The organism is Burkholderia sp. 9777_1386 (genome assembly GCF_015712265.1).
Taxonomy (GTDB): Bacteria; Pseudomonadota; Gammaproteobacteria; order Burkholderiales; family Burkholderiaceae; genus Burkholderia; species Burkholderia cenocepacia.
Window position 1 is genome coordinate 45,929 of sequence record NZ_JACCQB010000032.1, and the last position, 11,287, is coordinate 57,215.

Annotated in this window: 12 protein-coding genes; 4 read left to right on the forward strand and 8 right to left on the reverse strand. The window is 66.3% G+C overall.

Translation table 11 applies throughout. The features are described from left to right. The first annotated feature begins 3 nt into the window (after positions 1–3). The 4 genes from H0X91_RS22315 to ahpF all read left to right on the forward strand — a co-directional run bounded on the left by H0X91_RS22315 (position 4) and on the right by ahpF (position 3,683). Positions 4–900: a LysR substrate-binding domain-containing protein gene (locus H0X91_RS22315; protein WP_006488686.1), complete on the forward strand. Its 897-nt coding sequence runs from the start codon at positions 4–6 to the stop codon at positions 898–900. Positions 901–1,015: 115 nt separating this feature from the next. Further along, complete coding sequence (locus H0X91_RS22320; protein ID WP_058902976.1) at positions 1,016–1,222, forward strand: hypothetical protein; 207 nt, start codon at positions 1,016–1,018, stop codon at positions 1,220–1,222. A gap of 177 nt (positions 1,223–1,399) precedes the next feature. Beyond that, on the forward strand, positions 1,400–1,963 hold the full coding sequence (ahpC, locus tag H0X91_RS22325) for an alkyl hydroperoxide reductase subunit C (protein ID WP_006488685.1): 564 nt from the start codon (positions 1,400–1,402) through the stop codon (positions 1,961–1,963). A gap of 118 nt (positions 1,964–2,081) precedes the next feature. Next, entirely contained in the window at positions 2,082–3,683 is a 1,602-nt protein-coding gene (gene ahpF, locus H0X91_RS22330; RefSeq protein ID WP_058902975.1) for an alkyl hydroperoxide reductase subunit F, read from the forward strand. Between the two features lie 94 nt (positions 3,684–3,777). Here ahpF and H0X91_RS22335 read toward each other — a convergent pair whose 3' ends face one another. The 8 genes from H0X91_RS22335 to glnH form a co-directional block, all read right to left on the reverse strand. After that, positions 3,778–4,575, reverse strand: a complete 798-nt coding sequence (locus tag H0X91_RS22335; RefSeq protein WP_077021722.1) for an extensin — start codon at positions 4,573–4,575, stop codon at positions 3,778–3,780. A 168-nt stretch (positions 4,576–4,743) separates the two neighbouring features. Continuing rightward, on the reverse strand, positions 4,744–5,643 hold the full coding sequence (lpxO, locus tag H0X91_RS22340) for a lipid A hydroxylase LpxO (protein ID WP_006486222.1): 900 nt from the start codon (positions 5,641–5,643) through the stop codon (positions 4,744–4,746). Between the two features lie 207 nt (positions 5,644–5,850). Further along, on the reverse strand, positions 5,851–6,405 hold the full coding sequence (locus tag H0X91_RS22345) for a carboxymuconolactone decarboxylase family protein (protein WP_058902973.1): 555 nt from the start codon (positions 6,403–6,405) through the stop codon (positions 5,851–5,853). A 25-nt stretch (positions 6,406–6,430) separates the two neighbouring features. Next, positions 6,431–7,765: an aspartate aminotransferase family protein gene (locus tag H0X91_RS22350; RefSeq protein WP_058902972.1), complete on the reverse strand. Its 1,335-nt coding sequence runs from the start codon at positions 7,763–7,765 to the stop codon at positions 6,431–6,433. A 15-nt stretch (positions 7,766–7,780) separates the two neighbouring features. Continuing rightward, positions 7,781–8,830 carry a C45 family autoproteolytic acyltransferase/hydolase gene (locus H0X91_RS22355; RefSeq protein ID WP_048989110.1) on the reverse strand — a complete coding sequence of 350 codons (1,050 nt, stop codon included), beginning with the start codon at positions 8,828–8,830 and terminating at the stop codon, positions 7,781–7,783. A gap of 20 nt (positions 8,831–8,850) precedes the next feature. Further along, positions 8,851–9,579: a glutamine ABC transporter ATP-binding protein GlnQ gene (glnQ, locus tag H0X91_RS22360; RefSeq protein WP_006486238.1), complete on the reverse strand. Its 729-nt coding sequence runs from the start codon at positions 9,577–9,579 to the stop codon at positions 8,851–8,853. Continuing rightward, positions 9,576–10,283 (reverse strand): glutamine ABC transporter permease GlnP, encoded by a 708-nt coding sequence (gene glnP / locus H0X91_RS22365; protein WP_020979474.1) that lies wholly within the window; start codon positions 10,281–10,283, stop codon positions 9,576–9,578. The genes glnQ and glnP overlap by 4 nt, the downstream gene beginning before the upstream one ends. A 15-nt stretch (positions 10,284–10,298) precedes the next feature. Further along, a complete protein-coding gene (glnH, locus tag H0X91_RS22370) occupies positions 10,299–11,051 on the reverse strand; it encodes a glutamine ABC transporter substrate-binding protein GlnH (RefSeq protein WP_058902971.1) in 753 nt (250 codons plus the stop codon). Between the last annotated feature and the right edge of the window lie 236 nt (positions 11,052–11,287).

Genomic DNA, 11,287 nt, shown 5'->3' on the forward strand with positions numbered 1-11,287 from the left:
TACATGAAAAATATCGAACAATTGCCGCACGATCCACCGCTGCGCGCGGTGCGTGCGTTCGAAGCATTCGCGCGTCTCGGTTCGGTCACCGCGGCGGCCGGCGAACTCGACATCACGCCGTCGGCGGTCAGCCATCAACTGCAACTGCTCGAAGCGTTCATCCAGACGCCGCTGACGGTACGCGAAGGCCGGCTGCTTGCGCTCACCGACGAAGGGCGCGACTACTACCGGTCGATCAGCGCGGCATTCTCGGTGCTGCGCAGCGCGACGCGCTTCGTGCGCGACCGTTCGTCGCTGCGCCAGATCACCGTCAGCCTGATTCCGCTGCTCGGCATCGGCTGGTTCATTCCCCGGCTGCATGCGTTCCTGGCCGACAACACCGACGTCGACGTCACGGTGCTGTACGCGCATCACCGCAACTACCGAAGCGATGCGTCGGATCTGTCGATCCGCTTCGGCACCGGCGACTGGCCCGGCTATCGCTGCGAGCGGCTGCTGCCGGGCGCGATGGTGCCGATGTGCAGCCCGTCGTTCCTGAAGCGTCACGGGCCGTTCCGCACGCCGGCCGATCTCGCCCGCGCGCCGCTCGTGCATGACGAGGATCGCAGCACGTGGGTCAACTGGCTGCAGGGCGCCGGCGTGCGGCACGTGTCGCACGCGGTGGGGCCGATGTTCGAGGATGGCCAGCTCACGCTGAGCGCCGCCCGCGCGGATCTCGGCGCCGCGCTGCTGCGCGCGCCGCTGGTCCAGCGCGAACTGGCGAACGGCGAGCTCGTGCAACTGTTCGATCACGCGCTCGACGACGGACGCGACTACTACCTGTGCACGCGCGAGGACGCGGACATGCCGGACGGGGCGCGGCGGCTGGCGGCATGGTTGCGGGAGATGGCGGGGATTTGAGCGGAGGCGCGTCCCGCCACCGAACCGCGAATCGGCATTCGCTTCGGACAGGCGGCGATCCTGCATTTACGCGGCCGCATGTCGATGATGGCTGCGTCAAGTCAGGGAGGTTGCAATGCCCACCATCCCGATCGACCTGTCGGATGACCAGCATGCCGCGTTGAGCATCATCGCAGGGGCCAGGGGCCGCCCCCGCGCCGAAATCATCGGCGACGCAATCGATGCCTGTATCGCGCGACACGGACCCACACTTGTCAACAATGTGTTCGGTCTATGGAAGGGGCACGAGATTGCCAGCCAGGAGGACCTGCGTTCGGAATGATGAAGGCATGTACAACCTCGGCCCCGCCCGAATTGCCTTCGCCCCCCCGCCAATCAAGGGCCGGAAGCAGATAGAAAATCCCGATGCCGCGGATTGAAACAAGCAATTTCACAAGCTCAGGGTGAACCCGGATACTGGCAACACTCCACTCACCACTGAAGAAAAGGAATTGTCCAGATGCCGATCATCAACACCCAAATCAAGCCGTTCAAGGCAACCGCTTACCACAACGGCGATTTCGTGCCCGTCTCGGAAGAGAACTTCAAGGGCAAGTGGTCCGTCGTCGTGTTCTACCCGGCCGACTTCACGTTCGTGTGCCCGACCGAACTCGGCGACCTCGCCGACCGTTACGCGGAATTCCAGAAGCTGGGTGTCGAAATCTACGGTGTGTCGACCGACACGCACTTCACGCACAAGGCCTGGCACGACACGTCGGACACGATCGGCAAGATCAAGTACCCGATGATCGGCGACCCGACGCTCACGCTGTCGCGCAACTTCGACGTGCTGATCGAGGAAGAAGGGATGGCGCTGCGCGGCACGTTCGTGATCAACCCGGAAGGCGAGATCAAGCTGTGCGAAATCCACGACAACGGCATCGGCCGCGACGCAGGCGAACTGCTGCGCAAGGTCCAGGCGGCGCAGTACATCGCGGCGCACCCGGGTGAAGTGTGCCCGGCCAAGTGGACGCCGGGTGCGGAAACGCTGACCCCGTCGCTCGACCTGATCGGCAAGATCTGACGATCGCTCCGCGCGCCTCGCACGAGGCGCGCGACGGCGGGCCACGCACTGCGCGCCCCGCCCCCTCCTCCGGCACGACCTGCCCGACCAGCATAATCAATACGGAATCCGAAACGCCATGCTCGACGCCAATCTCAAGAACCAACTCAAAGCGTACCTCGAAAAAATCACGCGCCCGATCGAACTCGTCGCCTCGCTCGACGACAGCGCGAAATCGCAGGAACTGCTGGCGCTGCTGAACGAGATTGCGTCGCTGACGGATCGCGTGACCGTGACCGAACGCCGCGACGACGCCGAGCGCAAGCCGTCGTTCTCGATCGGCGAGCCCGGCAAGCCGGCCGGCATCCGTTTCGCCGGCATCCCGATGGGCCATGAATTCACGTCGCTCGTGCTCGCGCTGCTGCAGACGGGCGGCCATCCGATCAAGCTCGACGACGACGTGATCGAACAGATTCGCGCGCTCGACGGCGACTACGCATTCGAAACGTTTTTCTCGCTGTCGTGCCAGAACTGCCCGGAAGTCGTGCAGGCGCTGAACGTGATGTCGCTGATCAACCCGCGCATCCGCCACGTCGCGATCGACGGCGCACTGTTCCAGGATGAAGTCGAGTCGCGCCAGATCATGGCGGTGCCGACGATGTTCCTGAACGGCGCGTCGTTCGGCCAGGGCCGCAGCAGCGTGAAGGAAATCCTCGCGAAGCTCGATACGGGCGCCGGAGAACGCGCGGCGAAGTCGCTCGAAAACAAGCCGGTGTTCGACACGCTGATCGTCGGCGGCGGCCCGGCGGGCGCGGCTGCTGCGATCTACTCCGCACGCAAGGGCATCGCGACGGGTGTCGTCGCCGAGCGTTTCGGCGGCCAGGTGCTGGACACGATGGCGATCGAGAACTTCGTGTCGGTGCAGGAAACCGAAGGGCCGAAGTTCGCGACCGCACTCGAGCAGCACGTCAAGCAGTACGACGTCGACATCATGGATGTGCAACGCGCCGACGCGCTGATCCCGGGCGACGTGCACCAGATCCGTCTCGCGAACGGCGCGGTGCTGAAAGCGAAGACGATCGTCCTCGCGACCGGCGCACGCTGGCGCGAAATCAACGTGCCGGGCGAGCGCGAATACCGCAACCGCGGGGTCGCGTACTGCCCGCACTGCGACGGCCCGCTGTTCAAGGGCAAGCGGGTCGCGGTGGTCGGCGGCGGCAACTCGGGCGTCGAGGCCGCGATCGACCTCGCCGGCATCGTGAAGGAAGTCACGCTGATCGAATACGGCGCGCAGCTGCGCGCGGACGAAGTGCTGCAACGCAAGCTGCGCAGCCTGCCGAACGTGACGATCGTCACGCAAGCGCAGACGACCGAACTGACCGGCGACGGCAGCAAGCTGAACGGGCTCGTCTACAAGGATCTGCGCTCGGGTGACACGCAACGCATCGAACTCGAGGGCGTGTTCGTGCAGATCGGCCTCGTGCCGAACACCGAATGGCTGAAAGGCACGGTCGAACTGTCGAAGCACGGCGAGATCGTCGTCGATGCACGTGGCGCGACATCGGTGCCGGGCGTGTTCGCGGCCGGCGACGTGACGACGGTGCCGTTCAAGCAGATCGTGATCGCGGTCGGCGAAGGGGCGAAGGCGTCGCTCGGCGCGTTCGACCACCTGATCCGGCAGGACGTGGCGGCGCCGGCCGCCACCGCGCAGCCGCGAGTCGAAGAAGCGGTCGCCGCCTGACGGACGTCAGCCCGACGGCAAACAGTTTGTCTCTCTTGGCCCCGCATGCTTTGGTCGGCGTGCGGGGCCCTTTTTATGCCGAGGACGCCCGCGGCTACTTGGTCGCGGTCGGGCCGCCGTTCGCGGGCACGGGCGTCGTGGTCTTGAAATGACTCGACTCCCTGACGAGCTGCTCGGTCATCGCGGCGGCTACCGGATTCGCGCCGGACGACGAACCACCCTGCCGATACGAACCGGTGCTCGCCGACGGCATCGACTGCATCGACGACATCGGCGGCGGCGGCAACGACGGGTCGAGCTTCGCCGATTCCCTGACGAGCGCCGCCGTCTCCGGCGTTTCGGATTTCGTCGCGGCCGGCGGCGCGGCGGCGGCGTGGCGTTCGAGGCCGTCGCGCTTGCGCGGCGCGCGTTGCGTGACCTGTGCGGGTGCGGCGGACTGAGCCGACCGAGCGGGCTTGGCGGCCGGCGTGGGCGGCGGCGTCGCTGGGGTCGAATCCTGAGCGTCGACCGTCACGACGTTGACTTTCGGCGGCGGGGCAGCCGGCTTCGTCACCGGTTGCGGCTTGTCGCTGACCACCGGAACCGCGGCAACCGCTGCAGGCGGGGCGACGACGCGGGCAGTGGCGGCCGGCGCGGGCGTGGATGCGGTGGGAGGCGGTGCGGCAGCCGCCTGCTTCGGCGCCGTCGCGACAGCCGGTGCCGGCGGCGCGATCGCGCCCTGCACCGCGTGGTCGTTGCCCGCGGGCGCCGCGGCAACAGGCGCGGCCGAATCGCCGATGCCGGCGTCCTCGATCGCACGGTGGTCCGCGCGCAGGAGCATCACGTACGCGGTGCCGGCTGCGGCGACCAGGAGCCCGCCGGCGATCATCATGGTTTTACGGGTACTCGTCATGCTTGCTCACCGATCATATCGACGTGAACAAGCCATCATACGCGGCCAACGTCCGTTGATCCCGCATGAATACATTTGGTTGCATTGATGTCGGCGCAGGCCGGCGGGGGCCGTCCGATGCCGCGCCGCACTATCGTCAGACGGGAAAAAATTGCCCGCCCTCGCCCGTCAGATACAGAAGATCGCGACCGCGATCCCGCCGAACAGCAGCCACTTGACGATGTAGTACACGGTGCGATTCCACGCCTTCAATCGCTTGCCGGCGCGGCGAATCGCATACAGGTACCGGAACGCGCGATTGAGCCCGCCCGTGCGATCGCCCGTTTCGTTCGGCGATGCGGCCGCGCGCATCAGCAGTTGCCCGAACGCGTCGTTGATGCGCTGCGCCCAGCGATATTTCATCGGGCGCTCGATGTCGCAGAACAGGATCACGCGATCGTTCGCGGTGCGGTTTTCGGCCCAGTGCAGGTACGTCTCGTCGAACATCACGGCCTCGCCGTCACGCCATGCATACGATTCGCCGTCGACGACGATCCGGCACGCGTCGTCGTTCGGCGTGTCGAGCCCGAGGTGGTAGCGCAGCGAGCCCGCATACGGATCGCGATGCAGCCCGAGCTTGCCGCCCGGCGGCAACTGCGCGAACATCGCGGCCTTGATCGACGGAATCCGCGACAGGATCTCGACCGAGCGCGGACACAATGCCTGCGCGGACGGATGCGGCGCGTCGTACCACTTCAGGTAGAAACGCTTCCAGCCGTTGCGAAAGAACGAATTGAAGCCGATGTCGTTGTACTCGCCCGATGCCTTGATCCGGCTCGCGTCGCGCAACGCGAGCGCTTCGCTGCGGAACGTGCGCCATTCGCGCTGCAGCACCGCGAGCTCCGGAAAGTGATCCGTGTCGAGAAACGGCGTGGTCGGCACCGACGAGAACGCGTATGAAAAGCAGTTCAGCGGCGCGGTAAAGGTCGAGTGGTCGGAGAGTTGCCGGAACAACCCGTGCCGAACCTTGCCGCGCCGATGCGTGTACACGACACACGCAATGAACACGATCAGCAGGACCCAGCGCATCGATATTTCCCCCGTAAGCTGTTTGCCAGAATTCTAGGTACGGGAAAAATTTCTTGCACTGACGCGCAGGCCGCGCGGCGGGCGTCGTCACGATGCGGCGAGATGCCGGAACGATCCGCGCCGAAACGCCGAAAAGCCCGCGTATACGCGCTTTTCGGGCCATCCGGCGCGTGCGCGGCATGCCGCCGACGCACGCGCCGGCGGCGATTATTCCGGAAACGGCAAATCAGTTTGTCCGTCTGCGCGCATACCGAACGTGTTGAGCGTCATCGCAACGAGCGCGTAGTAGCCGAGCAGCGCGACGAGATTCACCACGGTCTCGTGGCCGAAACGCGCCTGCGCGCGCGCGAACGTCGCGTCGCTCACGCGGCGCGTGTCGTACAGCTCGGTGGCGAACGCATGGATCAACGCGTCGTCGTCCGATTCGAAGGCGGGCGCGACGCCGAGCCGGATCGCCTCGGCCGTCGCGGCCGGCACGCCGGCCTCGAGCGCGATCGGATGATGGATGTGCCACTCCGCCTGCGAGCGCCAGCGCGCGGCCGTCACGAGAATCGCGAGCTCCGACAGGCGCAGCGGCAGCCCGGTGCGATAGCGGCAGAACGCGCCGAGCTTCTGCGCGTGCTGGGCCAGCTCCGGGCTCGCGATCCAGCCGAGAAACGGCCCGCTCAGGTTGCCGCGCGGGCCGCTGAGAATGTCGGCGAGCACGGCCTTCTGTTCGTCGGTGGCCGACGCGGGGTCGAAAGGAGGCAGTCTGTCTGTCATGGTGAGGATTCGATGAGATCGGGGTTCATGCACCGGCCGACGCGAGCGCCGCGCTGATCGCACCGGACAGCCGCTCGACGATCGTATCGATCTGCTGCGCGGTACACACGAACGGCGGCGCGATCAGGATGTGATCACCGTGCACGCCGTCGATCGTGCCACCCATCGGATACACCATCAACCCGCGCTGCATCGCCTCGCGCTTGACCGCTGCGTGCAGCTTCAGCGCGGGGTCGAACGTCGCCTTGGTGTCGCGATCGCGCACGAGCTCGACGCCGACGAACAGCCCGCGGCCACGCACGTCGCCGACGTGCGGATGCGCGCCGTAATGCTCGCGCAACGACGCACGCAACTGCTCGCCGCGCGCCTTCACGTTGTCGAGCAGCTTGTCCTCGGCGATCACGCGCTGCACTTCGAGCGCGGCCGCGCAGGCGGTCGCATGGCCGAGGTACGTGTGACCATGCTGGAAGAAGCCCGAGCCGTCGACGATCGTGCGATAGATCCGGTCGCTCACCAGCGTCGCCCCGATCGGCTGATAGCCCGCGCCGAGCCCTTTCGCGATCGTCAGCAGATCGGGCGCGACGCCGTCTTCGTCGCAGGCATACCGGTAACCCGTGCGCCCCATCCCCGACATGATCTCGTCGAGGATCAGCAGCACGCCGTACTTGTCGCACACCGCGCGAATCTTCTGCAGGTACGTGCGCACCGGCGGCACGGCGCCGGCCGTCGCGCCCACCACCGTTTCCGCGACGAACGCCGCGACGTTTTCCGCGCCGAGTTCGACGATCTTCCGTTCGAGCTCGTCCGCGAGGCGCTGCGCATACGCTTCGTCGGTTTCACCGGCCTGCTGGTCGCGGTACGCATAGCACGGGCTCACGTGGTGCGCCTCGATCAGCAGCGGCAGGAACGGCTCGCGTCGCCATGCGTTGCCGCCGATCGCGAGCGCGCCGAGCGTGTTGCCGTGATAGCTCTGGCGCCGGGCGATGAAATGACGGCGCTGCGGCTCGCCCTTCTCGACGAAATACTGGCGCGCGAGCTTCAGCGCGGCTTCGATCGCCTCGGAGCCGCCCGACACGAAATACACGTGATCGAGCCCGGCCGGCGCGCCGTCGACGAGCCGGTCGGCCAGTTCCTCGGCCACGTCGGTCGTGAAGAACGACGTGTGCGCGTACGGCAATTGCTGCGCCTGCCGCTTGATCGCGTCGATCACGCGCTGGTTGCTGTGGCCGAGACACGATACGGCCGCGCCGCCGCACGCGTCGATATAGCGTTTGCCGGTCGAATCGATGATCTCGATGCCGTCGCCTGCGACGGCAACGGGCAAGGTGGCGCGCGGGGCGCGATGGAAAACGGTCGTCATGCGTGGCCTCATGGATCAGGATGCGCGGTGAGCGCGTCCGGACGGCACGATGCGCGTCGCGAAGCGCTGCGTGCCGTGTTGGTGAACGGTGAAATCGATCGATGCCGCGCCGATCGCGAACACGGCCGTCGCCAGCGTGTTCTCGTCGTCCGGATCGGCCGGATCGTCGCGGTAGATCGGCAATCCTTCAGGCGCGCGATCGCCGAGCACGCGCAGCAGCGCGGCTTCGTCGATCGTGTCGATGCCGGGCGTCAACGCGTCGACGCGACGCTGGCGGTCCGCCGACGACTGCGTGACGATCTGCGCTTGCGCGTCGCAGCCGGGATGCACGAGATGGTTCGCATGGCCGGCGAGCCGCGCGACCTCGATGACCGAACAGCGCGCGACGCTCGCCTCGATGCTCAGCAATCGCGCATCGCCGGTCGCCCCGAGCGTGTGATGAAAGCCGCTCGCGCGCGCGTGCCGGCGCAGCACGTCGACGGCCGCATCGAGCGACGTCGCGTCGAGCACCGCACGCGCGAGGATCATGCGCGGTACGCCCGGCGCCGGCGTGCGGATCCGCAGGTTGTTGATCGCCTGCGCGATGCCCGCGCGGTTCGCGGCGAACGTATGGCCCGGCAGCGAGCCGGGGTAGTAGAAACTGACGAAGCCCGGCTTGCCGGCCGGCTGCACGTCGACGAGCAGGCACCGTTCGCGCAGGTACGGATCGCCGTCCTCGTTGTGCGCGATCCAGCGCGTGCCGTCCGCATCGCGCGCGGCAAGCGTCGTGCAGCCGTCCGGCGCGTTGTGGATCAGTTCGCCGCGGCAGTTCCACAGGAAGATGTCCTCGGCCGGCCAGCCGATGCCTGCCGCGATCCCGTCCAGCTCCGCGACGAGGTCGGGGTACGCGGCGAGCGCGGCCCGCCGCAACGCGTCGACGAACGGATGGCCGCGCCAGCGGCGCACGGCCTGCCATGCGCTGCTCTGCTGCATGTACGCGTCGAATACCGGGCGGGCAAGCTCGCCCAGGCGCACGCCGATGTCGAACGGCGTGCCGGCGAGGACGGGAGAAAGGGAAAGCGGCATGTCGGAAGTTTCGGTTTCGTTCAGGACACGTGTTTCAGGAATTCCTTCAGGCGCGGCGTCGGCGGCCGGTCGATCAGGTCGACCGGATGGCCGTCCTCGGCGATGCCGCCCTGATCCATGAACAGCAGCCGCGTGCCGACCCGCTTCGCGAAGCCGATCTCGTGCGTGACGACGATCATCGTCATCCCTTCGGTCGCGAGATCCTGCATCACTTTCAGCACTTCGTGGCGCAGCTCCGGATCGAGCGCCGAGGTCGGCTCGTCGAACAGCATCAACCGCGGCCGGATCGCGAGCGCCCGCGCGATCGCGACTCGCTGCTGCTGGCCGCCCGACAGCTCCGACGGGTAATGATTCGCGCGCGATTCGAGGCCGACCTTGTCGAGCAGCGCCATCGCCTGGTCGCGCGCGTCGGCGCGCGACGCGCCGCGCACCTGGATCGGCCCGAACATCACGTTCTCGAGCGCGGTCATTTGCGGGAACAGGTTGAACTGCTGGAACACCATGCCCGCTTCGAGCCGGATGTTGCGGATCGTCGTCGCGTTGCCGCGCACGCTCTGGCCGTCGACCAGCAGCTCGCCGCCGGTGATTTTCTCCAGCGCGTTGATACAGCGCAACATCGTCGATTTGCCCGAGCCCGACGGACCGACCACGACGACCACCTCGCCCGCGTCGATCTTCAGGTCGATGTTCTTCAGCACCGGCACGTGGCCGAAGCTCTTCGACACGTTCTGGAATTCGATCATGCTCATAAGATTTTCATCCGCTTTTCGACGAGCCGCAGCGTCAGCGTCATCGCGCCGGTCAGCAGCAGATAGATGACGGCCACCGCCGTCCAGATCTCGACCGCCTGGAAATTGCCCGCGATGATTTCCTGCCCCTTGCGCGTCAGTTCGCCGACGCCGATCACGATGAACAGCGACGTGTCCTTCAGGCTCACGATGCACTGGTTGCCGAGCGGCGGAATCAGCCGCCGGAACGCGAGCGGCCCGACCACCTTGAGCAGCACGCGCGGCATCGACAGGCCCATCGCGAGCCCTGCTTCCGTCAGCCCCTTCGGGATCGACAGCAGCGCGCCGCGCACCACTTCCGCGAGATACGCGCCGGAATTCACCGTGATCGCGATGATCGCGGCCGTCAGGCCGTCGATGCGGATATGCGCGAGCAACGGCAACGCGAAGTACAGGAACATCACCTGCACGACGATCGGCGTGCCGCGGATCAATTCAATATAGACCTGTGCGAGCACGTTCATCGCCTTCGGTCCGTATGCGCGGAACATCCCCGCGATCATTCCGACGACGAAGCCGCCCACCAGCCCGAAAAATGCGATGAACACCGTCAACCGGACCCCGTCCATCAGGTCCGGCAGCGCCGCCCAGATCGCCGACCAATCGAAATTCACTTGTCGCTCCCCGTTCGATTCAAGACCGGCGCGGCCGTTCGGCCGCGCCATGCTGCGTGGTCACGCTCACATCTTCGGCGGCTCGGCGCCGAACCACTTCTTGTAGATCTGCGCGTAGCGGCCGTCGGCCTTGATCTTCACGAGCGACGCATTGACCTTCGGCACGAGCGGGCTGCCCTTCGGGAAGCCGATCCCGTACTTGTCGCCGCTGACCGGCTGGCCGGCGACCTGCACCTTGCCCTTGCCTTCGTTGTTCACGAAGAACAGCACGTTCGGCGTATCGTGCATCGCCGCGTCGACGCGGCCGGCTTCCAGCGCGAGATAGGCCTGGTCGATGTTCGGGAACTGGCGGACCTCCTTCGGCTTCAGGTGCGCCTTGATCCAGTCGATCGTCGCGGTGCCCGTCTTCGCGGCGATCACCTTGCCGTTCAGGTCGTCGATCGACTTGATCGACGTATTGCCGGCCTGCACCATCGCGGCGAGCCCGCTGTCGTAATACGGCGCCGAAAAGTCGATCACCTTCTTGCGCTCTTCCTTGATGGTCATCCCGGACAGCGCGACGTCGATGTTCTGCGTCTGCAGCGCCGGAATCAGACCCGCGAAATCCATAGGCTGGATCGTGTATTTCCAGCCCTGGTCCTTCGCGATCTCCGCCCACAGGTCGAGATCGAAGCCGACGTACTTGTCGCCCTGCTTGAACTCGAACGGCATGAACGACGTATCGGTCCCGACGACGAGCGTCTTGGTATCCGCGTGCGCGAGGCTGGCGCCGAGCGCGGCGACGACCGCGACGGCTTTCAGGAAGGAACGGCGACTCATGGTTTCTCTCCGCATGATTGAGCGATGTAGCCGGCCAACAGGCCGGCGGAACGACGACATCAAGCCGCACCGCAACATGCGATGTCGAATTAGACCTTAGTGCAACAAGTGTTGTCAATGGCGATACTACGACAACAAAAAAGTCCGCAACAGGTAAATGCATCGAGACAAACCCGGGCCGCGCGGCGCGGATAGATCGGAGGAAAACGGGAGGACGGCGGTGCAGAACGCCCCGC

Coding starts and splice junctions, on each gene's coding strand:
- lpxO (WP_006486222.1), bottom strand. CDS start 5,643: ATGCGCTGGGTCCTGCTGATCGTGTTCATTGCGTGTGTCGTGTACACG.
- H0X91_RS22335 (WP_077021722.1), bottom strand. CDS start 4,575: ATGACGAGTACCCGTAAAACCATGATGATCGCCGGCGGGCTCCTGGTC.
- H0X91_RS22315 (WP_006488686.1), top strand. CDS start 4: ATGAAAAATATCGAACAATTGCCGCACGATCCACCGCTGCGCGCGGTG.
- H0X91_RS22320 (WP_058902976.1), top strand. CDS start 1,016: ATGCCCACCATCCCGATCGACCTGTCGGATGACCAGCATGCCGCGTTG.
- glnH (WP_058902971.1), bottom strand. CDS start 11,051: ATGAGTCGCCGTTCCTTCCTGAAAGCCGTCGCGGTCGTCGCCGCGCTC.
- glnQ (WP_006486238.1), bottom strand. CDS start 9,579: ATGAGCATGATCGAATTCCAGAACGTGTCGAAGAGCTTCGGCCACGTG.
- H0X91_RS22350 (WP_058902972.1), bottom strand. CDS start 7,765: ATGACGACCGTTTTCCATCGCGCCCCGCGCGCCACCTTGCCCGTTGCC.
- ahpC (WP_006488685.1), top strand. CDS start 1,400: ATGCCGATCATCAACACCCAAATCAAGCCGTTCAAGGCAACCGCTTAC.
- H0X91_RS22345 (WP_058902973.1), bottom strand. CDS start 6,405: ATGACAGACAGACTGCCTCCTTTCGACCCCGCGTCGGCCACCGACGAA.
- ahpF (WP_058902975.1), top strand. CDS start 2,082: ATGCTCGACGCCAATCTCAAGAACCAACTCAAAGCGTACCTCGAAAAA.
- H0X91_RS22355 (WP_048989110.1), bottom strand. CDS start 8,830: ATGCCGCTTTCCCTTTCTCCCGTCCTCGCCGGCACGCCGTTCGACATC.
- glnP (WP_020979474.1), bottom strand. CDS start 10,283: ATGGCGCGGCCGAACGGCCGCGCCGGTCTTGAATCGAACGGGGAGCGA.